The organism is Phyllobacterium sp. YR531 (genome assembly GCF_000282595.1).
Classification (GTDB): Bacteria; Pseudomonadota; Alphaproteobacteria; order Rhizobiales; family Rhizobiaceae; genus Phyllobacterium.
Genome location: NZ_AKIZ01000016.1, coordinates 69,944 through 96,471, shown reverse-complemented (window position 1 = coordinate 96,471; position 26,528 = coordinate 69,944). Strand labels below are relative to the sequence as shown.

30 protein-coding genes are annotated in these 26,528 nt (G+C 52.6%); 22 read left to right on the top strand and 8 right to left on the bottom strand.

The genetic code is table 11. The features are described 5' to 3' along the window. Nucleotides 1-4: 4 nt before the first annotated feature. Both PMI41_RS07600 and PMI41_RS07595 read left to right on the top strand, forming a co-directional pair. Nucleotides 5-1,462, top strand: coding sequence for an NAD-dependent succinate-semialdehyde dehydrogenase (locus PMI41_RS07600; RefSeq protein WP_008123419.1), 1,458 nt, complete (start codon nucleotides 5-7; stop codon nucleotides 1,460-1,462). A gap of 89 nt (nucleotides 1,463-1,551) precedes the next feature. Next, entirely contained in the window at nucleotides 1,552-2,571 is a 1,020-nt protein-coding gene (locus tag PMI41_RS07595) for an aldose epimerase family protein (RefSeq protein WP_008123417.1), read from the top strand. Here PMI41_RS07595 and PMI41_RS07590 read toward each other — a convergent pair. Further along, complete coding sequence (locus PMI41_RS07590) at nucleotides 2,568-3,485, bottom strand: sugar kinase (protein ID WP_008123415.1); 918 nt, start codon at nucleotides 3,483-3,485, stop codon at nucleotides 2,568-2,570. The genes PMI41_RS07595 and PMI41_RS07590 overlap by 4 nt on opposite strands. Nucleotides 3,486-3,616: 131 nt before the next feature. On the opposite strand from PMI41_RS07590, the gene PMI41_RS07585 reads away from it, so the two are divergent. Next, nucleotides 3,617-4,228, top strand: coding sequence for a pyridoxamine 5'-phosphate oxidase family protein (locus PMI41_RS07585; protein WP_008123412.1), 612 nt, complete (start codon nucleotides 3,617-3,619; stop codon nucleotides 4,226-4,228). A gap of 1 nt (nucleotide 4,229) precedes the next feature. On the opposite strand, the gene phnF is transcribed toward PMI41_RS07585, so the two are convergent. Continuing rightward, a complete protein-coding gene (phnF, locus tag PMI41_RS07580) occupies nucleotides 4,230-4,973 on the bottom strand; it encodes a phosphonate metabolism transcriptional regulator PhnF (protein ID WP_008123410.1) in 744 nt (247 codons plus the stop codon). Between the two features lie 90 nt (nucleotides 4,974-5,063). Between phnF and phnG the strand changes: the two genes are divergently transcribed. From phnG to phnN, 14 genes are all read left to right on the top strand, one after another. Next, complete coding sequence (phnG, locus tag PMI41_RS07575; protein ID WP_008123408.1) at nucleotides 5,064-5,558, top strand: phosphonate C-P lyase system protein PhnG; 495 nt, start codon at nucleotides 5,064-5,066, stop codon at nucleotides 5,556-5,558. Continuing rightward, the gene (gene phnH, locus PMI41_RS07570) at nucleotides 5,558-6,169 is read left to right on the top strand and encodes a phosphonate C-P lyase system protein PhnH (RefSeq protein WP_008123407.1); all 612 of its coding nucleotides are present in this window, start codon (nucleotides 5,558-5,560) and stop codon (nucleotides 6,167-6,169) included. Before phnG ends, phnH begins: the two co-directional genes overlap by 1 nt. Before the next feature lie 3 nt (nucleotides 6,170-6,172). After that, a complete protein-coding gene (locus PMI41_RS07565) occupies nucleotides 6,173-7,270 on the top strand; it encodes a carbon-phosphorus lyase complex subunit PhnI (RefSeq protein ID WP_008123406.1) in 1,098 nt (365 codons plus the stop codon). Beyond that, the gene (locus PMI41_RS07560; protein WP_008123405.1) at nucleotides 7,267-8,148 is read left to right on the top strand and encodes an alpha-D-ribose 1-methylphosphonate 5-phosphate C-P-lyase PhnJ; all 882 of its coding nucleotides are present in this window, start codon (nucleotides 7,267-7,269) and stop codon (nucleotides 8,146-8,148) included. The genes PMI41_RS07565 and PMI41_RS07560 overlap by 4 nt, the downstream gene beginning before the upstream one ends. After that, nucleotides 8,145-8,921 carry a phosphonate C-P lyase system protein PhnK gene (gene phnK, locus PMI41_RS07555; protein WP_008123404.1) on the top strand — a complete coding sequence of 259 codons (777 nt, stop codon included), beginning with the start codon at nucleotides 8,145-8,147 and terminating at the stop codon, nucleotides 8,919-8,921. The genes PMI41_RS07560 and phnK overlap by 4 nt, the downstream gene beginning before the upstream one ends. A 2-nt stretch (nucleotides 8,922-8,923) precedes the next feature. Further along, nucleotides 8,924-9,634, top strand: a complete 711-nt coding sequence (gene phnL, locus PMI41_RS07550) for a phosphonate C-P lyase system protein PhnL (RefSeq protein WP_008123403.1) — start codon at nucleotides 8,924-8,926, stop codon at nucleotides 9,632-9,634. Beyond that, nucleotides 9,631-10,245: a DapH/DapD/GlmU-related protein gene (locus PMI41_RS07545; protein WP_008123402.1), complete on the top strand. Its 615-nt coding sequence runs from the start codon at nucleotides 9,631-9,633 to the stop codon at nucleotides 10,243-10,245. Before phnL ends, PMI41_RS07545 begins: the two co-directional genes overlap by 4 nt. Nucleotides 10,246-10,341: 96 nt before the next feature. Continuing rightward, on the top strand, nucleotides 10,342-11,175 hold the full coding sequence (gene phnC, locus PMI41_RS07540; protein ID WP_008123401.1) for a phosphonate ABC transporter ATP-binding protein: 834 nt from the start codon (nucleotides 10,342-10,344) through the stop codon (nucleotides 11,173-11,175). 80 nt (nucleotides 11,176-11,255) lie between these two features. Next, nucleotides 11,256-12,167 (top strand): phosphonate ABC transporter substrate-binding protein, encoded by a 912-nt coding sequence (gene phnD, locus PMI41_RS07535; RefSeq protein WP_040854318.1) that lies wholly within the window; start codon nucleotides 11,256-11,258, stop codon nucleotides 12,165-12,167. 70 nt (nucleotides 12,168-12,237) lie between these two features. Continuing rightward, nucleotides 12,238-13,206: a phosphonate ABC transporter, permease protein PhnE gene (phnE, locus tag PMI41_RS07530; protein ID WP_008123399.1), complete on the top strand. Its 969-nt coding sequence runs from the start codon at nucleotides 12,238-12,240 to the stop codon at nucleotides 13,204-13,206. After that, on the top strand, nucleotides 13,203-14,534 hold the full coding sequence (phnE, locus tag PMI41_RS07525) for a phosphonate ABC transporter, permease protein PhnE (protein WP_008123397.1): 1,332 nt from the start codon (nucleotides 13,203-13,205) through the stop codon (nucleotides 14,532-14,534). The genes phnE (PMI41_RS07530) and phnE (PMI41_RS07525) overlap by 4 nt, the downstream gene beginning before the upstream one ends. 75 nt (nucleotides 14,535-14,609) lie before the next feature. Beyond that, nucleotides 14,610-15,317 carry a DUF1045 domain-containing protein gene (locus tag PMI41_RS07520; RefSeq protein WP_008123395.1) on the top strand — a complete coding sequence of 236 codons (708 nt, stop codon included), beginning with the start codon at nucleotides 14,610-14,612 and terminating at the stop codon, nucleotides 15,315-15,317. Nucleotide 15,318: 1 nt separating this feature from the next. Then, nucleotides 15,319-16,461: an alpha-D-ribose 1-methylphosphonate 5-triphosphate diphosphatase gene (locus PMI41_RS07515; protein ID WP_008123393.1), complete on the top strand. Its 1,143-nt coding sequence runs from the start codon at nucleotides 15,319-15,321 to the stop codon at nucleotides 16,459-16,461. Then, nucleotides 16,461-17,087: a phosphonate metabolism protein/1,5-bisphosphokinase (PRPP-forming) PhnN gene (gene phnN / locus PMI41_RS07510; protein ID WP_008123392.1), complete on the top strand. Its 627-nt coding sequence runs from the start codon at nucleotides 16,461-16,463 to the stop codon at nucleotides 17,085-17,087. The genes PMI41_RS07515 and phnN overlap by 1 nt, the downstream gene beginning before the upstream one ends. 82 nt (nucleotides 17,088-17,169) lie before the next feature. Here the strand turns inward: phnN and PMI41_RS07505 are convergent, their stop codons facing one another. After that, nucleotides 17,170-18,264, bottom strand: a complete 1,095-nt coding sequence (locus PMI41_RS07505) for a porin (protein ID WP_008123390.1) — start codon at nucleotides 18,262-18,264, stop codon at nucleotides 17,170-17,172. Between the two features lie 213 nt (nucleotides 18,265-18,477). Between PMI41_RS07505 and dusA the strand changes: the two genes are divergently transcribed. Then, the gene (dusA, locus tag PMI41_RS07500; RefSeq protein WP_162130119.1) at nucleotides 18,478-19,491 is read left to right on the top strand and encodes a tRNA dihydrouridine(20/20a) synthase DusA; all 1,014 of its coding nucleotides are present in this window, start codon (nucleotides 18,478-18,480) and stop codon (nucleotides 19,489-19,491) included. Here the strand turns inward: dusA and PMI41_RS07495 are convergent. The 3 genes from PMI41_RS07495 to PMI41_RS07485 are packed head-to-tail and all read right to left on the bottom strand — an operon-like array spanning nucleotide 19,488 to nucleotide 21,211. Beyond that, nucleotides 19,488-20,189, bottom strand: coding sequence for a TIGR02281 family clan AA aspartic protease (locus PMI41_RS07495; protein ID WP_008123386.1), 702 nt, complete (start codon nucleotides 20,187-20,189; stop codon nucleotides 19,488-19,490). The two genes, dusA and PMI41_RS07495, sit on opposite strands and share 4 nt — an antisense overlap. A 2-nt stretch (nucleotides 20,190-20,191) precedes the next feature. Then, entirely contained in the window at nucleotides 20,192-20,419 is a 228-nt protein-coding gene (locus PMI41_RS07490) for a DUF1289 domain-containing protein (protein ID WP_040854102.1), read from the bottom strand. Nucleotides 20,420-20,437: 18 nt separating this feature from the next. After that, the gene (locus tag PMI41_RS07485) at nucleotides 20,438-21,211 is read right to left on the bottom strand and encodes an adenosylcobinamide-GDP ribazoletransferase (RefSeq protein WP_008123382.1); all 774 of its coding nucleotides are present in this window, start codon (nucleotides 21,209-21,211) and stop codon (nucleotides 20,438-20,440) included. A 122-nt stretch (nucleotides 21,212-21,333) separates the two neighbouring features. On the opposite strand from PMI41_RS07485, the gene cobT reads away from it, so the two are divergent. Further along, nucleotides 21,334-22,353, top strand: coding sequence for a nicotinate-nucleotide--dimethylbenzimidazole phosphoribosyltransferase (gene cobT / locus PMI41_RS07480; RefSeq protein WP_086003515.1), 1,020 nt, complete (start codon nucleotides 21,334-21,336; stop codon nucleotides 22,351-22,353). A 41-nt stretch (nucleotides 22,354-22,394) separates the two neighbouring features. On the opposite strand, the gene PMI41_RS07475 is transcribed toward cobT, so the two are convergent. Together PMI41_RS07475 and PMI41_RS07470 are read right to left on the bottom strand one after the other, a co-directional pair. After that, nucleotides 22,395-22,835 (bottom strand): DoxX family protein, encoded by a 441-nt coding sequence (locus PMI41_RS07475; protein ID WP_040854099.1) that lies wholly within the window; start codon nucleotides 22,833-22,835, stop codon nucleotides 22,395-22,397. Nucleotides 22,836-22,925: 90 nt separating this feature from the next. Further along, nucleotides 22,926-24,449 carry a HAMP domain-containing sensor histidine kinase gene (locus tag PMI41_RS07470; protein WP_008123376.1) on the bottom strand — a complete coding sequence of 508 codons (1,524 nt, stop codon included), beginning with the start codon at nucleotides 24,447-24,449 and terminating at the stop codon, nucleotides 22,926-22,928. A 186-nt stretch (nucleotides 24,450-24,635) separates the two neighbouring features. Here PMI41_RS07470 and PMI41_RS07465 point away from each other — a divergent pair, with 186 nt between their 5' ends. The 3 genes from PMI41_RS07465 to PMI41_RS07455 are packed head-to-tail and all read left to right on the top strand — an operon-like array spanning nucleotide 24,636 to nucleotide 26,493. Then, nucleotides 24,636-25,250: a thermonuclease family protein gene (locus PMI41_RS07465; RefSeq protein WP_052025855.1), complete on the top strand. Its 615-nt coding sequence runs from the start codon at nucleotides 24,636-24,638 to the stop codon at nucleotides 25,248-25,250. Continuing rightward, a complete protein-coding gene (locus PMI41_RS07460; protein ID WP_008123371.1) occupies nucleotides 25,247-25,858 on the top strand; it encodes a glutathione S-transferase in 612 nt (203 codons plus the stop codon). Before PMI41_RS07465 ends, PMI41_RS07460 begins: the two co-directional genes overlap by 4 nt. Nucleotides 25,859-25,881: 23 nt before the next feature. Beyond that, entirely contained in the window at nucleotides 25,882-26,493 is a 612-nt protein-coding gene (locus PMI41_RS07455) for a uracil-DNA glycosylase family protein (RefSeq protein ID WP_040854312.1), read from the top strand. The last annotated feature ends 35 nt before the right edge of the window (nucleotides 26,494-26,528 follow it).

Sequence of the window (26,528 nt, the reverse complement as noted above, 5' to 3'; positions counted from 1 at the left end):
TATGATGTTGCAGAAATCCAGCCAGTTCATGAAGCAGGCGAATCTCATCAATGGCGAATGGGTCGCGGCAGATTCGGGCAAGACGATAGACGTCATCAATCCCGCCACAGGACTCGCTATCGGTACGGTTCCCAATTCCGGCAAGGCTGAAACCAAGCGCGCCATCGATGCGGCGGCAGAGGCCTTTAAGACTTGGCGCAAGACTTCAGCTCTGGAGCGTTCCAAGCTTATGCGAAAGCTTCACGATGCCATTCTTGAAAATCAGGATGCGCTTGCCGAATTGTTGACCCTCGAACAAGGCAAGTCCCTTGCAGAATCCAAGGGCGAGGTCGGCATGTCTGCCGCTTACATTCTTTGGTACGCTGAGGAGGCACGCCGCACGTATGGCGATACTGTTCCTTCTCCATGGGCCGACCGTCGGATCATTATCACCAAAGAGCCGGTAGGCGTTATCGGTGCGATCACTCCCTGGAATTTCCCGTCATCCATGCTTGCACGTAAGATTGGGCCTGCTTTGGCTTCCGGCTGTACAGCTGTCGTCAAGCCTGCAACCCAGACCCCATATTCCGGACTCGCTTGGGGAATTCTGTGTGAACAGGCGGGAATTCCGAAGGGTGTGGTCAATATCCTGACCGGCTCGGCAAGCGAAATCGGCGGCGAGATCACCAGCAATCCAATTGTGCGCAAGATTACGTTTACGGGATCTACCGAAATCGGCAAGATTCTGATCAAGCAGGCTGCTGACACCGTCAAGAAGGTCTCGATGGAGCTTGGCGGAAATGCGCCGTTTATCGTATTCGACGACGCAGATTTAGATCGCGCCGTCGATGGTGCGATCATGGCAAAGTTCCGTAACTCGGGTCAGACATGTGTCTGCACCAATCGTTTTTTGGTTCAGGCAGGCATTTACGATAGCTTTGTCGAGAAGTTCGCGGCAAAGACCGCCAAACTCAAGATCGGTAATGGACTTGAGAACGGAACCGAGCAGGGGCCTTTGATTGACGAAAAGGCCGTTGAAAAGGTCGAGGAATTTATCGCAGACGCCAAGCAGAAGGGTGGCAAGATCATTACCGGCGGCAAACGCCATTCGCTGGGCGGCAGCTTTTTTGAGCCAACTGTCATTGGTGATGCGAAGCCGGATATGCTCTTCACCACCGAAGAAATCTTTGGCCCTATTGCACCGATTTACAAATTCGAGACTGAACAGGAAGCTATCGATCTGGCCAATAACACTCAGTTCGGGCTCGCTGGCTATTTCTACACTCAGGACCTTGGACGCGTGTTCCGCGTCTCTGAAGGCTTGAAGTATGGCATGGTTGGCGTCAATGAGGGCTTGATCACCACAGTGGAAGCGCCTTTTGGCGGCGTTAAAGAGTCGGGGCTTGGCAAAGAAGGCGGACATCAGGGCATCGAGGATTATCTCGATACGAAATATGTCTGCATTGGCGGCCTTGGACTTTAAAAGGAATAGAACTCGAAACCCGAAACACCCGTTGCCCTGTGCATCGGGTGTTTTGTTGGGCAGTCGCATATGAAAAGGTTTTAAATCAAATGGATACGGAAGTTTTTGGCCATACTGATTCAGGCGAGCCCGTTCATCGCATTACGATAACTGGTGGCGGGCTTACGGCCAAAGTGTTGACGTGGGGCGCGGTGATTCAGGACTTGCGACTGAAGGGGCATGAACAACCGCTTGTGCTCGGCTATCAGGAGTTTTCCGATTATCCCGCTTATTCGCCTTATCTGGGAGCGACGATTGGACGTTCCATCAATCGTATTCGTGATGGTGAATTGACGATCGATGGCAAAATTTACGAGTTGCAGAAGAATTTCCGTGGCTTACACAATATTCATGGCGGAAGCGAAGGGGCAGGTAAACGCCTCTGGCAGGTTGTTGCTGTAGGCCCGGATTACGTAACCCTGACGATCCAACTGGCCGATGGCGAGATGGGTTTTCCGGGGAATCTGAATATCACCTGCACCTATATGTTAGAATCCAAGGGCACTTTGGCCATTCGTATGGATGCAGTGACAGACAAGGCGACGGTCTGTAATCTTGCGCATCACAGTTACTTCAATCTGGATGATGGCGGAGCAACCGACGCACTGGACCATCAGGTTCGGATTGATGCGTATGCATATTTGCCGACTGATGTCGACCTCTTACCGGATGGACGGGTACTCCCTGTTGCTGGCACTACGCATGATTTCCGCGAATTCAGAACGGTGAGGCGCGAGGAAAACGGCAAGCAGGTCACTTACGACAATAATTTTTGTCTAGCGAGCCAGCGGCGGCCTCTATGCGCGGTCGCTTGGGCCAAAGGAGCAAGCTCAGGCGTTGAAATGACTGTATCGACAACTGAACCCGGTGTGCAACTTTACGCGTCCAACACGCTTGGCGGAAAACCCGCAATTGGTCTGACGGGCAAGACGTATGAAAATCATGCGGCGCTATGTTTTGAAGCGCAAGTCTGGCCGGATTCGACGCATTTTCCATACTTCCCGCAGGCGATCCTTCGTCCCGACGAGACTTATAGTCAAATGACCAAATACAGCTTCAAAAAGCTCTAGCCTATGAAGGCTGCGCGCGCCTCGCTCATGGGAGCGAGTGCGCCGTGGAATTCTACAACTCGGGCTGCCACTTTGTGGGCACTTGTGGCTGCTTCCACAGGACTGAGGCCACCCAGACGCGCAGCGATATACCCGCCATTGAAACTATCGCCTGCACCAGTGGTGTCGACAGCTTTTGCGATTGCTGCTGGTACGCTGGTTCGACTGCCCTCGACGACAACAAGCGCGGGCTCTGTCCCATCTTTGACGACGATTTCCCGCACACCATAACTGGCAATGCGGTTGGCTGTATCGTCAGGTGTGGCGTCGCCAAAAAGCGCGTTCTCATCTGGAAATGTGGGCAATCCGATATCTGCCACGTGGAACGCATTACTGAGTACCTGCCGCGCGGTTTCAGCGTTTTCCCATAGGCGAGGGCGGTAGTTTGCATCAAACACGACAAGAGCGCCTTGCCTGCGAGCATTGCTGACTGCGTTCAAAACGTTCTGGCGATTTTTAGGGCTAAGTATGCCCATCGTAATACCGGAAAAGTAAATCACTTCGCGGCCATCCAGGCTCTTTGCCAATGCGTCGGTATCGTCTGCAAGCTGGCGTGCCGCTGCATCATTGCGCCAATAGGTAAATGAACGTTCGGCTCCGGTCAGACTGATCGCGTAGAGGCCCGGTCGCGCACCTACGATCACGGGACTATTGGCAGTGTGAATACCATTGTCGTTCAAGAAAGAGCGCTGCTTGATGGAAAAAGGATCGTCACCAAAAGCGGTGACGTAATCGACGGGATAATCAGCTTTGGTCAGAGCGCGGACATACCAGGTGGTGTTAAGCGTGTCGCCGGCAAAACCCATGCGCCATTGGTCGCCATTTGCGCCGGACAGCTCAATCATACACTCCCCAATTGCCGCAAATCCGCTCATACTTATCTCTCCCATTTATGGTCGAGCGACTGATATACTAGTGCGGTTCCTCTGTCATTTCGAAAGTGAAGGCTGTCATAATCGTTTCGCCATGGCATGTTAGTCGGCGAACGCGCATGCAGGAGAAAATGATGACCCGAATTACCTCGATAGAACAACTTGAAGCGATTTATAGCGGCGTTACGGAAGCTTCGACGGCCAAAGTGGCTGATCGAATCACCCCGGATTATCGTTTGCTAATCGAGGGCTCGCCATTCGTGGCTTTTGCTACCAGTGGTCCGGAGGGATTGGATTGTTCCCCGCGCGGCGATCTTGCCGGTTTCATCCGGGTTCACGACGAGAAAACTTTGATAATGCCGGACAGACGAGGCAACAATCGCATTGATTCTCTGCTTAATATTGTTCGTGACCCGCGCGTGGCGTTACTTTTTCTCATCCCCGGATTGACGACGACGTTTCGCGTCAACGGCAGCGCTTATATCGAGACGGATCAGACATTACTTGAGAGCTTCAATGTGGATGGTAAGCCGCCGCGCTCTGTTACTGTCATTGAAGTCGAAGAGGCTTATTTCCAGTGCGCCCGCGCGCTTATTCGTTCGGAGCTTTGGAATCCTGCAAAACATCGCTCACCGAAAGAATTCCCGACTCCGGGTCAGATTTTGGCTGCATTGAGCGAAGCTCGCTTTGACGGCGACACCTATGATCGCGAATGGCCGGAACGGGCCGCCAAGACGATGTGGTAGTTCAGGTCTTATTGTTGCCGATCGCAATCTCCATACGGTCGGCAGCAAAGCGTGTTTTCGCATACTCGACAGGATGCCCATCCATATCGACATTTATTGCGGTAGCGACCAGGACAATAGCGCCGGGAGACAGTTGCAGGTGTCGTAAATCCTCCGCATCCGCATGGCGAGCTCCAATAATTGTGGATTTGCGCAGATAATCTTCAATTCCGGCTTGTTTGAAAGCTGCCGTGACAGAGCCCGATGCGCTGTAATCCTGTATTATGTTCGGAACGCGAGAGGCATCAAACCATGACGTCGCGCACGATATCGGATTACCGTCTGCCGTGTGCATTGTGTCGATTTTGATGACCGTGCCAGATTGCATTCCGAGGGCCGCCGCGATCTCCGCTGTGGGTTCTTCCACGTTCGAACCAAGAAGGACACCTTTTGTTTCACGGACCTGTGTGGAAAGGATTTCCGAAAATCTTGTTCGCTCGCCAATGCGGTAGGTCAGTTTTTTTGCATTGGCGACAAAGGTTCCGCGTCCCTGTTCTGCCCTGAGAACACCTTCCTTGGTCAATGCAGCTATCGCACTACGGATTGTATGGCGGTTTACCGCAAAGCGCGTCGCCAATTCAATCTCTGGTGGCATACGCACACCGCTGGCCATTTTGCCGGCAGAAATGTCACCTCTGATTTGATCAGCGATCTGCCGCCACACGGCCACGCCGCTGTTTCTCGTAATCAAATGGCTTGAGCGCATAGTTTGTCATGCTCCTGTCATTGACGGGTATTATAACCATGGTTATTGTCTAGTTGTGTAGATAAATAGACAAATTGTTGCGAGGTGTCAATGAGCAGTTCAAATTTGGAAACAGGTACGCATCCGGACGTGAACCTTGAGGCTACTGATCTCGGCCGCAAGTCGTCTATGGCGCTTCTTGCGCAGGCAACTGCGCAAGAGTTGCGGCAGTTCTGGAACGACTGGGAAAACAAGCCTGAAGTCGAAACATTGCGTGGTCCGGAAACGGGACTGGTCATGGTTCGGGGACGCATTGGTGGTGGCGGTTCTGCTTTTAATCTGGGTGAAGCCACAGTGACACGGGCGACTGTGCGGCTGGGTAACGGTGCTGTTGGGCACGCCTACGCACTTGGACGTTCGAGCGAAAAGGTCAGGCTGGCGGCTGTCTTTGATGCGCTTTGGCAGGAGCCGGTTCATCGCCAGGCCGTTGCAGATGAGGTGCTTGCTCCCATCGCCAAACGTTTGGGTGAAAGTCTTGAGCAAAAGCGGGCTGAGACCGCTGCGACCAAGGTTGATTTTTTTACGATGGTACGGGGAGATGATTGATGCGTGCTGCAACTCAGGTTTTTGAAGGTGGTTTCGCTGATAGCGTTCTTGGTTCGCAGGAAATATTTCGTGCGTTGATGGATGCAATGGCCAATCCCGGCCGCATCGTTTCTGTGGGTGATCTGGCTCAGGCTCCGTCACCTTTGACGCCGGTTGCGGCATCAATAGCTGCTACATTGTTCGACCACGATGCTACAGTTTGGTGTGACAAACCGATTAAAGCATCGGAAGCCGCATTAGGGTGGCTGAAGTTTCACACTGGTCTTGAGCTTACGAATGACCCTGCGGGTGCTGATTTCGCATTGGTCACCGATATTGACAACATGCCGTCGTTTGATGCCTTTGCCAAAGGCACGTCCGAGTATCCTGACCGCTCGACGACCATCATTTTACAGGTCGCCGGTTTTGAGGCGCAGACTTCGCTAACTCTGGAAGGGCCCGGAATAAAGGGCACGCAAGCGTTTTCCCCAAGCCAACTCCCTAGAATGTTTACTGAGCAATGGGCGGCAAATCGTGGTGCATTCCCTCGTGGCATTGATCTGATCTTCGCAGGAAACGGCTTGCTGGCCGCTTTGCCTCGCACCACTCGAATTTTAAATAAGGAGGCTTGAGCCATGTATGTAGCTGTTAAGGGTGGCGAAGCCGCTATCCGCAATGCTCATAAGCTTCTGGCGGATCGTCGCCGCGGCGACCGCTCGGTCCCTGCCATAGGACTGGATCAGATTGTCGAGCAGTTGGCACTGGCTGTCGATCGCGTTATGGCCGAAGGCTCGCTTTATGATGCTGAACTTGCCGCGCTTGCCGTAAAGCAGGCGCGTGGTGATATGATAGAAGCGATTTTCCTTGTCCGTGCGTATCGCACAACCTTGCCTCGCTTCGGTTACACCAAGCCTGTCGAAACCTCGCAAATGATGATTGAACGGCGTATTTCTGCGACATTCAAGGATTTGCCCGGCGGACAATTGTTGGGACCAACGTTCGACTATACCCATCGTCTGCTTGATCCTGAGCTTGCTGAAGACATGCCCGTTGAAATGCCGGACAAGCGTGTGGAGGCACATGAACATACGCCACGTGTGACCGACATTCTTGGTCATGACGGCATGATCGAAGCCGATGGTGACATGCCGGACGGCAGCGAAATAGGTGATCTGACGCGCGAGCCGCTGACTTTCCCGCTGGAGCGTGATTTGAGGCTTCAGGCGCTAGCGCGTGGTGATGAGGGTTTTCTGCTTGGATTGGCTTACTCTACACAACGTGGATACGCACGTAGCCACCCTTTTGCCGGTGAAATTCGCATCGGCGAGGTTGAAGTTGAGCTTGAAGTCGCTGAACTCGATTTTCCCCTGACACTTGGCCGGATTCGCCTCACCGAATGCCAGATGGTCAATCAGTTCAAGGGATCATCGAAGCAACCGCCGCAGTTTACGCGCGGATATGGACTCGTTTTTGGTCAAAGCGAACGCAAATCGATGTCGATGGCTCTTTGTGATCGCGCATTGCGGGCGAGGGAGCTTGGCGAGGATATCACTGCGGCTGCACAAGACGAGGAATTCGTCATTTCACATAGTGACAATGTTCAGTCGACCGGGTTCGTCGAGCACTTGAAGTTGCCTCATTATGTGGACTTTCAGGCAGAACTTGATCTCGTGCGTCGTATGCGCGGTGAACATGAAAATCAAAAAAGTCAGATCAAAGAGGCCGCAGAATGACCGAGCTTGCGACGTATAATTTTGCCTATCTTGATGAGCAGACCAAGCGCATGATCCGCAGGGCTATCCTGAAGGCTATCGCTATCCCGGGGTATCAGGTGCCTTTCGCCAGCCGTGAGATGCCTATGCCCTATGGGTGGGGTACGGGCGGTGTTCAGGTCACCGCCGCGATTATTGGCCCAAACGACACCCTGAAGGTTATTGATCAGGGCGCTGACGATACGACCAACGCTGTTTCAATCCGTGCGTTCTTCCAGAAAGTCGCGAATGTTCCGGTAACAACGAAAACCACCGAAGCAACGATCATACAAACACGCCATCGTATTCCCGAAACTGCGCTGCAGGCGGGACAGACATTGGTCTATCAGGTGCCTATCCCGGAACCGCTACGGTTTCTCGAACCACGTGAGACTGAGACGCGCAAGATGCATGCTCTTGAAGAATACGGGCTCATGCATGTGAAACTCTACGAGGATATTGCTCGCCACGGCCATATCGCGACCACCTATGCCTATCCGGTGAAGGTCGAGGGGCGTTATGTGATGGACCCATCTCCCACGCCAAAATTTGATAACCCCAAAATGCACAATTCTCCGGCGCTGCAGCTTTTCGGAGCAGGGCGGGAAAAACGCATTTACGCGATCCCTCCATATACGCAGGTTGTCAGTCTCGATTTCGAGGATCATCCGTTCGAAGTCCAGACATTTTCCCAGCCCTGCGCTTTGTGCGCCGCTAAGGGCAGTTATCTCGATGAAGTCATACTGGATGACAAAGGGGGCAGCATGTTTGTCTGTTCCGATACGGATTTTTGCGAAGAGCGGCAGGCTGCGGGACATCGCGGTCATTTATCGCCGGCACAAGCGGAGGCAGCAGAGTGAGCGATACACCTCTTTTGAAAGTTGGAGCGTTATCCAAGTTTTACGGAAGCCGCATCGGTTGCCAGAACGTCTCGTTCGAGCTGTTTCCCGGTGAAGTGCTTGCCGTCGTTGGTGAATCTGGTTCTGGCAAGACCACATTGCTCAACTGTTTGGCAACGCGACTCGCTCCGTCAGCAGGAACAGTCGAGTACCGGACGCGTGATGGAAACTTCCGTGATCTTTACCGGATGGGTGAGGCGGAGCGTCGCTTTCTCATGCGCACGGATTGGGGATTTGTCCACCAAAACCCGGCGGACGGCTTGCGAATGACCGTGTCTGCAGGCGCAAATGTTGGCGAAAGATTGATGGCCATCGGTGACAGGCACTATGGCAATATTCGCGCCACTGCCACCGATTGGCTTAGCCGTGTCGAGATCGCCGGTGATCGCATTGATGATCAACCGCGCGACTTTTCCGGTGGCATGCGTCAACGTCTACAGATCGCCCGTAATCTGGTGACCAATCCGCGCCTTGTTTTCATGGATGAACCGACTGGCGGGTTGGATGTCTCCGTACAGGCAAGGCTCCTCGATTTGCTGCGCGGTCTCGTCAGCGATCTTGGCCTGGCGGCAATCGTCGTGACCCACGATCTTGCTGTTGCCCGCCTGCTGTCGCATCGCATGATGGTTATGAAGGATGGTCACGTCATTGAAACCGGTCTTACCGACCGCGTTCTGGACGATCCGCAAGCGCCATACACACAGCTTCTTGTTTCCTCCATTCTACAGGTTTGATTATGCCGACACCTCTCGTTGTCTCCGATGTCGCCAAGAGTTTCACCATGCATCTGCGGGATAGTATCCGCTTGCCTGTGGTCGCAAACGTCTCTTTCTCCATAAAAGCAGGGGAATGTGCAGTACTGGGTGGGCCGTCAGGCGCTGGCAAAAGCTCGATCCTCAAAATGATCTATGGCAATTACGCTGTTGATTCCGGACAGATCATCGTGCCTTACCGTGACCGGCTGGTCGATGTTGCATCTGCCGACCCGCGTACAATGTTGGGCATACGTCGTGATCTGATTGGCTATGTAAGTCAGTTTCTGCGCACTGTGCCACGTGTTTCAGCGCTTGACGTGGTTGCAGAACCACTTATCGCACGTGGTATTGACAGGGATGAGGCACGGGGCAGGGCTGCTGCACTGCTTGCTGGGCTAAACCTGCCGGAACGCTTGTGGTCATTGCCTCCAGCAACTTTTTCGGGCGGCGAGCAGCAACGCGTCAATATTGCGCGGGGCTTCATTACGGATCATCCGATCCTGTTGCTTGATGAGCCAACTGCATCACTGGATGCCAAGAACCGCGATGTTGTAGTTTCGATGATCCGTGACAAGAAAAACGCTGGCGTCGCAATGCTCGGCATCTTCCACGACGACGATGTTCGTGAGGCCGTTGCTGATCGGATTATCGACGTGACGGCTTTTGCTGTTCAAAACGGTATAGCAGCATGAGCCGCTTGTCAGAAACACCTCTGGTGCACGAAACTGCCACGGTTCATGCATCTGAGCTCGGACTTTATACGGAAGTTTCAGAGCGTTGCCGCATCAGTGAGACCATCCTTGGGGATTATTCCTACATTATGCAGGACGGCGCCGTCTGGTGTGCGAGAATTGGTAAGTTTGCCAATATTGCAGCCAGCGTTCGGATTAACGCTACCAACCATCCAACATGGCGGCCAACGCTCCACCACTTCACATATCGCTCATCAGAATACTGGGATGACGCTGGTGTTGATGAAGAGTTTTTTGACTGGCGCCGATCAAATCTTGTCACCATCGGCCACGATGTATGGATTGGTCACGGCGCAACAATCCTTCCTGGTGTAAATGTCGGAGACGGCGCGGTTATCGGTGCCGGAGCTGTAGTCTCGAAGGAAGTTGCTCCTTACACAATTGTGGGTGGTGTTCCGGCCAAAAAGATCCGCGACCGGTTTGATTCAAAGACTGCCGAACGGTTGCAGTTGCTTGCTTGGTGGGATTGGGATCACGCAGAGTTGCGTGCTGCGCTTGAGGATTTTCGCAAACTGGACATCCAGGAATTCCTCGAAAAACATGGCGCTTAACAACTACCCACAGTTGTCATGTAACTGAGATAAAAGTGCCATCGCAGGTTCACACAATCCCTCTACGACAAGCTGACGCCAACAGAGGTTAACTGGATGCTGAAAATCGAAAACGTGACGCGGCGCTTTGGCAATAACATTGCCATCGACAACGTCAATGTAGAAATTCCGCAAGGTCAGATGGTTGGCATTATCGGCCGGTCGGGTGCAGGCAAATCTACTTTGCTGCGCATGATCAACCGGTTGATTGACCCTTCGGAGGGATCAATAATTTTCGATGGTACGGATGTTGCCCGACTGCGGGGAACTCCATTGCGCAATTGGCAGCGCGATTGCGCAATGATCTTCCAGCAGTTCAATCTGGTGCCACGCCTTGATGTTCTTACGAACGTGCTGCTTGGCCGTCTCAATCACCGCTCCACAATTAAAAGCCTTCTCGGCATCTTTTCCCGTGAAGAGCGTGCCATGGCGATAGCCGCGCTTGAACGGTTGGATATAGCTAAAACAGCTCTTCAGCGTGCTGGTACGCTTTCCGGCGGTCAACAGCAGCGAGTGGCAATTGCGCGGGCGCTCATGCAAAATCCCAAGGTCATTCTCGCAGATGAACCGATTGCTTCGCTTGACCCGCGCAATGCTCAGGTTGTGATGGAATCGCTGCGCGACATCAACGAGCGCGAAGGACTGACAGTTATAACCAATCTGCATACGCTCGATACCGCGCGTCATTTTTGCCAGCGGATCATCGGCATGCAGGGTGGCAAGCTCGTTTTCGACGGAGGACCGGACGATCTGACAGAAATGGCTGCGCGCCGTATTTACGGTGCGGATGGCCTGAAGGACGCATTTTCAGAAGCAATTACATCGACAAGCATTTCGCGCACTGCGCCGAAGCCCATTCCCGAGCTTGAGGCCATTCTGGCCGCTCGCTGAAAGAGATCGTCTAGCCCACGTTACGGGCAACCATGAACAGATCACAAACTCAAACAGAAGTTTGACAGGAGAGACCAATGTTGCTCAAAAAAGCCCTTCTTGGCGCTATCGCAATCGGCGCAATGGTAGCCGGTTCAATGGCTCGCGCAGAAAATCTTGAAACATTTCGCGTTGGCATTATCGGTGGAGAAAACGAAGCTGATCGCCTGCGCAACTACCAGTGCATTGTCGATCAGCTGCCGAAGGTTCTTGGCGTCAAGGACGTCAAGCTTTTCCCGGCAACTGATTATGATGGCGTTATCCAGGGTCTGCTGGGCGGTACCCTTGATTATGCTGAGCTTGGTGCCTCGGGTTTTGCAAAAATCTATCTGACTGATCCGAAGGCTGTTGAGCCAATTCTGACCACAGTACAGACTGATGGCGCAACGGGATATTATTCCATCATGGTTGCCCGCAAGGACAGTGGCATCAAGACACTTGCAGACATGAAGGGCAAGAAGCTCGGCTTTGCTGACCCTGATTCAACCTCAGGCTACCTCATTCCTGTTACCTCTTTGCCAAAAGACATCAAAACCTCGGTAAAGGAATACTTTAGCGAAACCGGTTTCGGTGGCGGTCATGAAAACCTCGTTCTCGCAGTTAAGGACGGCAAGTTCGACGCAGGTACCACTTTCGGTTCGGGTGTTGGTAAGTTTGACGAAGGTTATACTTCCGGCAATCTGCGCAAGATGGTCGATAAGGGCATCATCGACATGAAAGATTTTGTCGAATTGTGGAAGTCGCCACTTATTCCTAACGGTCCAATTGTTGTTCGTACTTCTCTCGACAGCGACACCAAGACAAAGTTCAAGAACTTTATGCTGGAGCTTCCAAAATCTGATCCGGCCTGCTTTGCTGCAACGATGGGCGGTGATTTCAAGAGCTATACCGAAGTGAATACTGAATTCTATCAGCCAATCATCGACGCTCGCAAGGCGCAGATCGGCGGTTAATTCCATCACTCCATCACGGCCGGGTCTTATGATCTGGCCGTGATTTTTTATGCTCGGGAAGGATATGCCCATGAGCCGCGCTAACTCGACAGAACTGACGCCTGACGGCATTGAGATCGAGCGTCACTGGCAGGAACTTGCCGGTCGCCGCCGTGCTTATTCCTGGTTGATCGGGATTGGTTTGCTCGTTGCTGTCTCCGGTTCGCTGTGGTTTGCGAACGAGTCAAACGCTGGTAAATTTTTTGACCGGCTTCCGCATTTCTTCGATTTTGCCGGTGATCTTATCCCGCGGGACGGCTGGGAGGTTTGGCGGGCGCTGTTCGATTTACCATCTCCCTATTTTGACGGCAGCCTCAAGTTCGACTATCCCGAGGGGCGCGTATATGTCTTTGGCGCGTTCTACATTCCCGAATATTTCTACAAAATGCTGGAGACGCTGAATATCGCCATTATTTCCACTTTGGTGGGGGCGTTTTTTGGATTTCTGCTTTGCTTCCTGGCCGCAAAGAATCTCGTAAAGAGCAAGCTCATCAGATTTTTTGCGCGCCGTTACATGGAAATTTTACGCGCGTTTCCGGAAATCGTCATTGCCGGATTTTTTGCTGCAATCCTGTCGCTTGGGCCTATACCGGCCATGTTTGCGGTTGGCATTCACACCGTTGGCGCGCTTGGCAAACTATTCTTTGAAGTGGTCGAGAATGCCGATATGAAGGCAGATGAAGGGCTGCGTGCGGTGGGAGCCAACTGGTTTGAACGCGTCGGCTTCGGCATCGTCCCGCAGGTAATGCCGAATTTCATGTCCTATGCTCTGCTGCGTCTTGAAATAAATGTGCGTGCTTCAACAATCATAGGAGCCGTTGGTGGCGGTGGTATTGGTGAAGAACTGCGTTTGTCAATCGGGCGCGGCCATCAAGCCAAGACATTGGCAATAATACTATTGCTTCTTGCGACAATAATTGCGGTTGACCAATTTTCCGCTTGGCTACGTCGACGCCTGATCGGCAATCAGGCTTTCGCATTTGGCGGTAAACAGTCATGAGCACTATGACCTCTTTGAGCATTGCAGACTTTGAGTCCCGCTATCCGGATGTTTTCAACCCGTCAATATTTAAGCGCTTCATGCCGCTTATTATTGGGGCAGGGGTCGTGCTTTATCTGGTTTATTGCTGGTGGTTCTTTTCCATCGGAACCGTGCTCGCAACCGGGCAATGGCAGCGTGCAGAAATCTATGCACGTGATTGGATTTCCTACGCAATCCGCACCACCGTCCGCATGAGTCCAGAAGGAACAACCATTACTTATCCGAGGTTTTCCGAGCTTGGCGATAATCCTAAACCAGACTGGGCAATACAGCAGGGCAATGAAGTCACTGTAACATTTGGTGCTGGCAAATCACTGCAGATCAGTCCGACACAGGTTGTTGCAAAGCGGAGCGGCGAGGAGCTTCTCGTTTTGATTGAAGCTGATGGCGCTAAACCTCAAGGATCGTTGCCTGAGTGGGCAACGCTCAAGGAAGATCAGGTCACCGTCAATTTTGGTTTTGCCGGAACAGCAGATATTATTCCGGAACGCGTCGTTGTCAGCCGCCGTTTTCTTGGCTGGGCAAATTTCGTTTTCGATACCGCTTCGCCATTCTGGAACAAATCAATAAGCGAAGTCGCGTCCATGATCGTTAGTGGTGAGCGCATCAAGCCGGAAATGTCCAATGCCGCGTTGGCTTTCGATAATATCTGGTACAATTCGTCGTGGCAGCATGGCGACGTCTGGACAAAGCTTTTACAGACAATCGTTATGGCATTCGTCGGGACTTTGCTGGCAACACTGGTGTCATTTCCATTGGCATTTATCGCCGCTCGTAACATCATGCCGAACTTCTTTGCCAATCAAATAACTAAGCGTTTCTTCGACTTCCTGCGCTCGGTAGATATGTTGATCTGGGCACTGTTTTTCACGCGTGCATTTGGTCCGGGACCACTCGCAGGTATTTCGGCGATCTTTTTCACCGATACGGGTACACTGGGTAAGGTCTATTCCGAGACACTGGAAAATATTGACGACAAGCAGCGCGAAGGCGTCAAATCTGTCGGTGCTGCTCCTGTGAACGTTCAGCGTTACGGCGTTCTGCCGCAGGTGTTGCCGGTATTTGCCAGCCAGGCGCTTTACTTCTGGGAGTCGAATACGCGTTCGGCTACCATTATCGGCGCAGTAGGTGCCGGGGGTATCGGTCTGAAACTATGGGAGGCAATGCGCACCAATACCAACTGGCATAATGTTGCCTATATGGTCGTGCTTATCCTCGCTGTGATCTTTATCTTTGATGGAATATCCAATGCTCTGCGTTCACGCCTGATGGGAAAACAGCATTGAACGCGGTGATATAGGAAACATTCAAAGGCTTGTCATAATCGGAGCGTAACGCGACACTGCTCCGGAGGAATCAAAATGCGCTATGCAATCTATTTCACTCCACCTTCAAGCGACCCGTTGCTTAAAGTTGCGGCTAACTGGCTGGGCCGTAATGCGTTTACCGGGCAGCCCGTACGCGCACCCCAAATCCGTAACCTTGCCCATGAGGAAATAACGAAGCTGACGGAGTCGGCGCGCCGATACGGCTTCCATGCAACGCTTAAAGCACCATTTCATCTTGCTGATGGGTTGGAGGAGCGCGAGCTTCTATCGGCATTGATGCACTTCGCTTCGTCGATGAAGCCGGTGGAAATTCCGAAACTCAAGATTGCAAATCTGGATGGATTCTTCGCGCTGATCCCTGATGAGCCCGTCGCAAAACTAAACCAGTTGGCCAACGATATCGTGGTCGCATTCGATCGTTTTCGCGCGCCTCCAAGCGCACAGGAAGTTGCAAGGCGCAATCCTGAGAGAATGAGTGTGTCCGAACGAAGAAATCTCGAACAATGGGGCTATCCATATGTATTCGATGATTTCCGCTTCCACATGACCTTGACGAATCCCGTTGCCGAACCTGAGCAGGAGCGAATTTCCCAAATGCTCAGCGAATTTCTGGAGCCGGTCCTCGAAGAGCCCGTTGAAATCAACAACATCGCATTATTTACCGAGGCAGAGCCTGGTGCCCCATTCGAGGTACACTCCCTGCATCCTCTTGCAGGAACGAACATAAGAAAGACCGCGTGAGATGTCCGCCGAACTTATATTGAACAATGCTAAAATCGTTCTCGAAAACGAAATCGTTTCGGGAACTGTGCTCGTCCGCGATGGTAAGATTGCGGATATCTCCAATGGCTCCGCTTCTGTTGCGGGGGAAAATTTCGAGGGTGATTATCTTATCCCCGGTTTGATTGAACTCCACACGGATCATCTCGAAGGGCATTATATGCCTCGCCCGAAAGTCCGCTGGAATCCGATCGCTTCCGTACTTGCCCATGATGCGCAGATTGCTACATCGGGCATCACGACTGTGCTTGATGCCTTGCGCGTCGGTATGGATGAAGATGCTGAAATGACGCCGCAGGAAATCCGCAAGCTTGCCGATGCGATAGAAGATAGCGTTCAGCAGGATCGTTTGCGTGCTGACCACTATTTCCACTTGCGGTGCGAGGTTTCGGCCGCCGATTGCCTTGATGGATTTGCATTCTTTGAGAATGACAACCGCGTCCGCCTTGCCTCCCTTATGGATCATGCGCCGGGTCAGCGGCAGTTCGTCAACCTTGAAACTTATGCAACTTACTACCAACGTAAGCTGAAATTGTCGGACGTCGAGTTTAATGCTTTCTGCGAAAAGCGAATGGCCCAATCTGCGGAAAACTCAGGTCCGCACCGCAAGGCGATTGCGGATTTTTGCCGAACTCACGGGATTGTCTTGGCCAGCCATGATGATGCGACGACCGCCCATGTGGATGAGGCGGTAGAGCAGGGCATTCAGGTTGCGGAGTTTCCGACAACTCTTGAGGCTGCAGCTGCATCCAAACGTGCAGGACTGTCGGTGTTGATGGGAGCGCCCAACGTGGTTCGCGGCGGGTCGCATTCCGGCAATGTGTCGGCGCGCGAACTTGCCGAGCATGGGCATCTCGATATCCTGTCTTCCGATTATATTCCATTCAGTCTGATTCAATCGACGTTCTTTTTAAGTGAGGCTGTTGACAAAATAACGCTTCCGGAAGCTATCCGGCTTGTTACCAAGAACCCAGCAGAAGCTGTCGGTTTTGATGATCGCGGTGTTATTGAAATTGGGAAGCGTGCGGATCTCGTACGTGTTCGTGTCGACGAACATATTCCGGTTGTGCGTACAGTTTGGCGTGAGGGGCGAAGGGTAGTCTGATGACGGCTTCGGCTTCAATAGAGCGCCTGTTGGAACCCGCTGGCTTCGTAGGGAATGGTGTGTTCGTTGCCGTTGTTGGCCCAAGTGGCGCTGGCAAAGACACGATTCTCGACTATGCGCGAGTTGCCCTCAAAGATCAGGCCGGATTTCATTTTGTACGTCGTGTCGTAACCCGTCCATCGTCAGTAGACGCGGAGGATCACGATACATTAAGTAGGGAAGAGTTCGCCATCGCGTTGCAGTCAGGGGCTTTTGCCCACCAATGGCAGGCACATGGCTTGTGCTATGGTTTGCCGGTATCCATTCACGATGAAATCAGGCGTGGAGCAGTTGCAATAGCAAATGTGTCGCGCGGGATTATTCCGGCGTTGCGCGCGACCTATGGGCAATTCGTTGTCGTGCACATCACCGCGTCTCACGAAGTTCTCGCACAACGGCTCGCTGCACGCGGCCGGGAGAGCGCCAAGGAGATTGAATATCGCCTTTTGCGTGCAGGTACAAATCCCTGCGATCCTTCTGATGCCATTATGATCGATAATTCAGGGCATATGTCGCGCGCTGGAGATGAATTCGTTACGCTTTTGAAGAAAATCGCGATGAAGGCCGCTATCTCAGAGCAGATTTAGTCGGACATGGAGTATAAATGAAGAAAGCCCGGCAGGATCTGCCGGGCTTTCTTGTTATGTTCGACTGTACACTATCAGGGTATCAGAAATTACGCTGGAAGCGTATGACGCCGCCAAATGCCTCATCATCTCCACCTTCTGCCAACGCCTTGTCTTTCCGGCCACCGTCAAACTTGGTGTAGTTCACTTCAGGCGTGATCATGAAGCCCGGAACGAGTTCATAACCTACGTTGAGTGCAAAGGCATAAGTCCCTTCAGACTCATACGCACCTTGGCCATTGATGGTTGCCTTGTCAGAAACCTTAGCGGCAAATCCGGCCCATGCTGCCCAATCACCTTCCCACTGACCATACCAGCTGCGGTTGTCGTTCGTACCGAATGCGTCAGCATCATAGTCAGACTGATAGCCCCCCATCGCCCAGACAGAGAATACGTCGTTGAACTTGACGTCCAGACGCGCCTTGACACCCACCGACTCCTCAATTGAATCGTATCCCACGACACCGGCAATGCCGCCCCAAGCCTGCTCGAACTTGGCGCCAGCAACGAGGTGAGGCAGATAGTCTTCAATTACGTAGTCATAATCGCTGTCACTGTGACCCTGTTCCGCTGCAATGATTGCCGAAAATCCGTTGCTGCCTGTGAAGGTATATCGAATTTCATTGGTCGAGAAGCTGTCGCTACCATACTGAATGACGTCGTCATTGATGATGTCACCGGCGTCGCCAAGCCAGGAACCAAACACGGGATCGTTCAAGCCGACCTGAAATCCGCCCAGTTCGATATAGGCCTGATGTATGGTTGCATTATCATTCGATCCATTTGTGAACTGGATGCGGCTGTCAATGTAAGAACGAAGAGTTCCAAGTTCTGTCTCTGACCGTGCATCGAAGCGAACTTCTGCACGCGACCGGCTGTACCATGTGTCATTATCTCCGCCGACGTGCCCCCCAGTATAAACGTCGTCGCCACCTGCGGCTTCGAAGCGGACATAGCCACCGATTTTCAAGCAGGTTTCAGTACCAGGAATGTAAAAGAAACCTTCGCCGTAAGTGTCGCAAACACGGACATATTCAACTGGTTCGGGCTCGGCAATGACAACTGCATCAGCAGCCTGAGCGCCAGTTGATACGATAAAGGCAGCGGCTGAACCAAGAAGAAGGCCTTTGATGGTCATTTTGAGCTCCAGTAACGGTTGCAAAATTCAAATCCTCCGTTGAATCTTTAGTCTGGTTCGGCGTGACGTGCAAAAGCCATCTTCCATCGAACCGACGGTTCGCTGTTTGGTGTTGCGGTTTTAACACGCAACCACATCTCAGGTTGCAAATTTGCCGGAGTGGACAATCTCGTCGCGGGACATTATGTGAAGCCAGGAACCTCAAACAGGACAATGGCGAAAATGCCGATCAGCGGCGCATATGGTGCTCACCGCTTTGCTGTAGCACCGATGATTGATTGGACAGACAGGCATTGCCGGACTCTGCATCGTCAATTCACGCGCCATGCTCTGCTTTACACCGAAATGGTCGTAGCGGATGCGGCCATCCATGGAGATCGCGAGCGTATATTGGGGTTCGCTGATGCTGAACATCCTGTAGCTCTGCAGTTGGGTGGGTCGGATGCTACCAAGTTGGCGGAAGCTGCGCGCATCGGCGAGGCAATGGGATATGTTGAAATCAACCTCAATGTAGGATGTCCGTCAGACCGTGTGCAATCTGGAACGTTCGGTGCGTGTCTGATGAAAACGCCGGATGTTGTTACAGAAGCTGTCTCTGCCATGAAGCGGGCGGTTTCTGTTCCGGTCACGGTCAAGTGCCGGATAGGCGTCGATGATCAGGACACCGACATAGCGCTGGATGAACTTGCGAAAGGCGTGTTTGACGCGGGTGCAGATGCTTTATGGGTACATGCCCGCAAAGCTTGGCTGAAAGGCCTTTCGCCAAAAGAAAATCGCGATATCCCGCCATTGGATTACGATCGCGTCTATCGGCTTAAGCGGCAATATCCGAGTCAATTCATTGGGATAAATGGTGGTATTCAGACCATTGACGAAGGCCTTCAGCATTTGAATCACGTTGATGGTGTGATGCTTGGCCGCGCCGTTTATCACAATCCGATGATGCTTTCTGGTGTCGATCAGGCGATATACGGTTCGGAGCGCAACCCACCTTCAATCGACGCAATTATCGATCACATGTGCCTCTATGCCGATGCTCACTTGGCCGCTGGGGGACGCGTGTCGCATGTGGCGCGTCACATGGTGGGAATGTTTCATGGCGCTGCGGGAGCGCGTCGCTGGAGGCAAAGCCTGTCAAATGAAGCGAACCAGACCGGCGCGACGAGCGATGTTATCCGCCGTGCCTACGAGGCTGTGCAGACTGCTGCGATTGACAAAGCTGCTTAATCGGTCAGGATCAGCCGGTCACCACGCACTGAAAATCCACTGAGCGTATTCAAGAAATTCATGCCGAGCAGGCTACCGTCCATACGGCCGTCTTGAGTAACCATGGCGCGTATGTTGCGCCGTTCAATCTCGCCGATCCTGATACTATCGAGTGTAATGTTTGCTGCATTTGCAAGGCCATTGGCTGTCATCACCGGCGTACTGTAGGTGAGTTTATCCGGGTTGATGCCTGCTCTGCGCGCATCATCGGCGGAAAGCACGATGGATGATGCGCCAGTGTCGATCATGAAGGGCACGGTTTCCCCGTTGACCTGCCCGCGCACTTCAAAATGCCCGTTTTCCGCCTTGGCCAGTGTGACTGAGATCAACCCCGCATTGTCGCGCGTGGAGATAGGACTGCCCGGTATCAGGCCTGCTGTAATCCGGTGCCCCACATCCTGCAGTTCATAGCGATATTGATATCCGGTCACGAGGGCAAGAATGATGACAAGCCATACGGCAAGATTACGCAATGAATGGCTTAGTGGAATTCCCGAACCCAACAGGGCTGAACCGACGACAACGCCCAATATGCCGAAATAAGCCAGGCGCGCGAACGAGTCATTGGCCATGCCGAATGTTGAACCGGCATCATTGTTTGTAACCAGTAACAGCAGGACAATGCCGATAAGAGCGATGGCGATCCAGAATAAGCGCATTGCTATTGCTCCTGCTTTTCCCGTGCCATGCGATTACGACGCGTTTCGCGGCGCGGACGACGCTCTAATGTTGCGAGCCGGGCAGGGAGCGATGTCATAATCGAGCGGCGGCCTTCTGCGGTCATCATTATCCATCCTGCAATCTCATCGCGCGTGCGGCCGCAGCCGAAACAATAGCCGGTTTTAATGTCTATGGCGCATACGAGGATGCAGGGCGATTCAATGCTCATACGGCAAATCTGGTATGGTTAGAGGGCAATGACAAGACCAAGTTGCAGTGTAATTGTTGCCAATTGTTGTGCGGCTCCCAATGTATCGCCCGTATATCCGCCTATTTTTTGCTGACATAGTCTGCTGAAGCCGAAAAACATGAGTGCGGTCAGTACAGTTGCAAGGACGATTGCGAGCAATCCACCCGCGAAACCGAATGCAATCGCGCCTGCGATGATGGCGGAAAGTAGTGCAAAATTCGCTGCTGACTCTTGTGGTGAACCGGCAGTATCGGCGACTCCGCCTTGGCGGGCTGAAGGCAGGACCTGCCAGAACTTGGCCAACAGTCCCCGACTGACCGCCTCCGTTGCGATCAGGACAAGCAAAGCCTGCAATAAATTGGCCTCGTCGAGGATGTCTCCAAGCAAAATAACCCGTAGGAGGACGATCAGGATCAAGGCCAATGTGCCGTAGGAACCAATATGCGAATCTTTCATGATCTCAAGGCGCCGTTCTGTTGTACGTCCGCCGAAAAACCCGTCCGCTACATCCGCAAGACCGTCCTCATGCAATGCACCAGTAGTCATGATCAGCGTCGCTACAACGAGAATTGCAGTAGCAATGTCTCCAAGGTCAACAATCCTGCAGAGAATGAGAATGGCAGCCGCGGGTAAAGACAGGAGCACACCGGCAAACGGGAATCCGCGTACGCTATCTGCAAGCCTCCCGTCATACCCTTCAAACCACGCAGGAAGGACGCTTATGCGGGAAAGAAATGCCAATGAGCGCATCGTGTCGGTAATCAGGTCCATGCAGCATACCCTGGTTGGCAGGTCGCGACACTCTGCGCAGAATGTTGACCTTTGCGTTTTCCCATACAGCGCTTATAGGACGGGTAGTTCTGATTTGCCATGAAGAGTTGACCGCAAGGAACATCATGACCACTGGCCTGCCTTTTGACGATTTCCGTACCCTTATCGAAACTTTGCCCGGACCGGACAATGCAGCTGTAGCGGCTGTTCGCAAACGCGATTCCATGTTGACCAAGCCTCCGGGGGCACTGGGCCGTATGGAAGAAATCGTCGAATGGCTTGCAGCTTGGACTGGAAGGTCGCTGCCGCAGGTTACGCGTCCACTTGTCGCTGTTTTTGCCGGTAATCACGGAGTGACTGCCAAGGGTGTTTCGCCATATCCTTCCTCGGTGACTGCGCAAATGGTAGAGAATTTTGCGGCCGGTGGTGCTGCCATCAACCAGATCTGTATCGCTAATGATCTTGGGTTGAAAATTTTTGATCTGGCGCTGGAATATCCGACTGCGGATATCACAGAAGACGCTGCGATGGACGAAAAGACCTGCGCTGCAACCATGGCATTTGGTATGGAATCGATTGCGGGTGGCACCGATCTGCTTTGCATCGGTGAGATGGGAATCGGCAATACAACGATTGCAGCTGCGATTTTCAATGCGCTCTATGGCGGAACCGCCGAAGATTGGGTGGGGCCAGGTACCGGGTCCAATAGCGAAGGCTTGAGACGCAAAGCCGATGCTGTGCGGGCGGCTGTTGCTTTGCACGGATCACATCTGCAGGACCCGCTGGAAGTATTGCGTCGGCTCGGTGGTCGTGAAGTGGCAGCAATGGCCGGTGCGATACTGGCAACGCGTGTGGAGAAAATCCCCGTTATCATCGACGGCTATGTCGCGACTGCTGCTGCCGCGATCCTTCACGCCGCCAATCCTGAAGCGATTGATCACTGCTTGGTCGGGCACGTATCGGCGGAACCGGGCCATCGTAAAGTGCTTGAGCGGCTTGGAAAAAAACCTCTGCTTGATCTGGGAATGCGGTTGGGCGAGGGCACCGGTGCTGCACTTGCCGCCGGTATAGTCAAGGCCGCAGCGCTTTGCCATAGCGGCATGGCTACCTTTGAGCAGGCAGGCGTGAGCAATCGCGACTGACTATGAAAAAAGAAAAGGCCCGCCGAAACGGGCCTTTCGGATTAGAATTCTTTGCCGATTTTTGCGTCAACTGAATGTGCATTGGCACCGCGGAAAAGGAAGAACAGAAGAACAAAGGTCCAAAGGATTGATTTCTCAGCGCCGAAATAACCCTGTCCGGCTGTAACCCAATGGAAATAGATCGTTACGATCAGGACAATCGTTGTTGCGAAAGCTGCGGGACGGGTAAACAATCCGAGCACCAGCAAAATGCCGCCGAAGAATTCCGTAACGGCCAATAGGGGCGACCAGAAAGCGCCGGGATAAAAACCAAGACTCTCGACCATTTCGATTGAGCCGAATGGATCCGTGATTTTGCCGGAACCATGAACGACGAGCAAAGCGCCTGCCGCTACGCGCAAAAGGGTTTCGGCTAACGTGCCGAAGTTTGAATAGATCGCGCCAAGCGCTGGTATGAAAAGAGGGCGGTTATTGACAGCCATAGGTTTCGGGTCCCCGAATTGTTGCAATGCAATAAGCAATGCAGACCTGCTAAGCCACTATCAAATAACAATAAGTTGAACTTGACTTTTTTAGGATACTTTTTGCTTTTGTGCAGCCAATCTGCTCTTAGGGCTGCCTGATACGACACGGCTTCGTGGAAAAGTGGCCAGCGCCTCGGTGCCTTCGCGAAGCTTTGAGAAGAGATGAAACTCCCCATCATGAACATGAACCAGCGCCTGGACGATGGGTAATCCAAGGCCAGTACCCTGTTCAGCGGATTTGATTGCAATCGATCCTTGACCAAAAGCTGACAATACGACGGGAATTTCGTCGGCGGGTATGCCAGGTCCGGTGTCACGGACCGACAAATATTGGCCACCACCAGCAGTCCAACCAATTTTTACGTGCATTTTACCATTCGCTGGTGTGAATTTTACGGCATTGGCCATCAGGTTAAGCAATATCTGCCGCAATGAACGCTCATCCGCCATCATCGGAAGCATGCCGTACTCAAACTGCGAAATGATTGTTATGTTCTTATTGCGTGCCTTCAGAGTCATCATGCGGATGCACTCATTGGCTACGTCGGTCAACATCAATGGTTCTTCACTCAATGAATGGCGGCCAGCCTCAATACGGCTCAAGTCGAGAATCTCATTGATCAGGTTGAGAAGGTGCTCGCCCGAAGCATGAATATCACCCGCATATTCGCGGTACGTGCCATTCTCAATCGGTCCGAGTACTTCCTTGGCCATGACTTCCGAAAAACCGAGAATTGCGTTCAGTGGCGTGCGGAGTTCGTGGCTCATCGAAGCGAGAAAACGTGATTTTGCCAGATTGGCTTCCTCCGCCCTTCGTCTGCCTTCGTCGGACATGGCGTTTGCGGTTTCAAGTTCGGCAATCAGAGCGTCCTTTTCAGCCTGAAGCGCCAAAGTCAGCACCACAGAGTAGTTGAGGCGTGTGGCAACAAGGTAGAAAAACGTCAGGCCGGCAAGCAGCATGACAACCATGGTCGCCTGCACCGGGTTGGCGAGACTATCCCAAGCCGTACTGATATAGGCCACCACCGGCAGCAGGAAGGCTACAGGTACAGTTGTGCGCAACGCAGAGGTGAATACTGCGGTGATTGCCATTGCGAGAATGAGCACAACAGCCTTGATGATCGAAAACTGACTGACACCACACTGAGCACAGTCGATAAGAATGAAATAGGTCCAGCCGATACCGGTCAGAAAGTGACCGGACAAATACACTAGTTGCCATTGGCGAATCTGGTCATCTCGGATGCCGCTTCGATCAATTTGCCGTGCCAACAGCCCAAGCAGAGCATAAAGCCCAATACCAAAACATGCCCACGCAATCATTTGCTGGCCGAATCCAGCAAAAATGCTGGTCACAGTGACAATTGCAATGAGCAGGGGAATGGTTGCAGCGTTGACGATCAGAGCGCGCGTATGCATGAAAAGCAATTCGCGGTCGAAACGCTCGGTCTTTGTATGCTGCATCAGGCGATCCCGCGCGCTGCGAACGACAACAGACATATCCCGGTTGCGCGACTGTTTGCGCCGGTCAACTATGTTCTTGTCTGCATGGCTTGCGTCGAGTAGTGCCATAGGCCTCATTCCGGTGGATTAAAACGGCAAGTAGCCGCATTGCACCGCAAGCCCGTTCATAAATGATTAAAGTGCCCGTGATTGCGGGCAAAAAGCGAATCTATTCTTGGCGATAAAGGTAATTATGAAACAACTTTATCAATCGGGCGGATGGTGAGGGGACGGTTTCAGCCTTCGCGAAGACGGGTGGCAAATCGACCAGCTCCGCGTTCTGCTATCCGCAAGCTGGCTGATGTCTGTCTTATGCTTATTTTTTTCGGATTGGTGGCGCTCCTCATTGCCCGGATCAATCAAAAACCCGCTGCGGTCAGCTTGTCAGGTAATGCCTATGTTATTGACGGAGATACGCTGGTCATTTCGAAGCAGCACATTCGTCTCCAAGGTATTGATGCGCCGGAGCTTGCTCAAACTTGCGGTAAACCCCCATTGTTGCGCGATTGTGGGCAACAGGCCCGGGAAGCTCTGCAAAAACTTGTCACAAAAACAGAAGTGCGATGTGAAGAGCAGGGGCGCGATAAGTTCAACCGCATTCTCGGCACTTGTTTTTCTGGCCAAAACGATCTCAACCGGATGATGGTCGAAACCGGGCAGGCCATAGCATATGGCGATTATCGTGACGCGGAGATGATTGCTCGTGGGCGCAAGCTCGGCATATGGGCTGAAGCATTTGAAACGCCTCAAGAATGGCGTAGAACACATCATCAAGAGACCGAAACATCACAACCGGACCGCGATCCCGTGGCGGAGGTTATGGATCGGTTTGTGGATTGGATTACTCGATTACTGGGAGGTATCTGGTGAGATTGTTCGATGGTGGCCGCGCACCCAACCCACGGCGCGCACGCATATTTTTGGCCGAAAAAGAGCTTAACATACCTCTTGTACCCATAGATATGGGAGCGCTGGGGCATCGTTCAGACGAAATACAATCGCTTAATCCACTACAACGGCTGCCAGTGCTGGAACTTGACGATGGCACCGTAATTACAGAATCCGTCGCAATCTGCCGCTACTTCGAAGAGCTTCACCCGGAGCCGCCACTCTTCGGAGAAGGGCCGCTGGGCAAAGCGCTGGTAGAAATGTGGAACCGTCGTGTGGAATTCCACTTTCTGGGACCTGTTTCCACTGCATTCCGGCACACTCATCCTGCCATGAAACAATGGGAAGTTCCGCAAATCCCGGAATGGGGCGAGGCCAATCGACCCAAAGCGGTAGAGTTTATGTCGTTGCTGGATCAGCAACTGGCAACAAACACATTCATTGCCGGAAACAGGTTTTCCATTGCCGACATAACCTTGCTCGTTAGTGTCGACTTTCTAAAACCTGCTAGGATAACTATGCCCGATGAACTCATCAATTTGAGGCGTTGGCATGAGGCGGTTTCCAGCCGTCCCAGCGCCAAGGCCTGACAGTGAGTTTATCCGGCGATCAATTGGAGCTGGAGAATTTAGGCGCGGCTATAAAAAATTGCCGGATCTGCCGTGATGATCCGAAATATGGCTTGCCATTGCCACATGAACCAAACCCGGTCTGTGTGTCATCATCCATCGCGCGCATATTGATCTGCGGGCAGGCGCCCGGTATTCGGGTTCATAACACCGGCATTCCGTTCAACGATCCATCCGGAGTGCGATTGCGTGAGTGGCTGGGTGTTGATCCTGACACTTTCTACAATCCCGACAAATTCGCCATTGTGCCGATGGGCTTTTGCTTTCCGGGTTACGATGCACATGGCGGGGATTTGCCGCCGCGCCGCGAATGCCGGGAGACTTGGCACGATCAGCTCTTTGCGTCGATGCCACAAATCGAACTGATCCTCACTATCGGACAATATGCTCAAGCCTACCATCTTGGCGCGCGGCGCAAATCCGGCATGACCGAAACCGTGCGTAACTGGCGCGAGTATTTCAACGATCAATCAGGACCCGCAATTCTGCCCTTGCCTCATCCATCTTGGCGAAACAGCGGGTGGCTGAAAAAGAATCCATGGTTCGCGGAAGACGTTCTACCTTTGCTCCGGCAGACGGTTGAAAATCTAATTTGATCAGTTTTCGGATGAAAATTTTTCACAATTGCAAA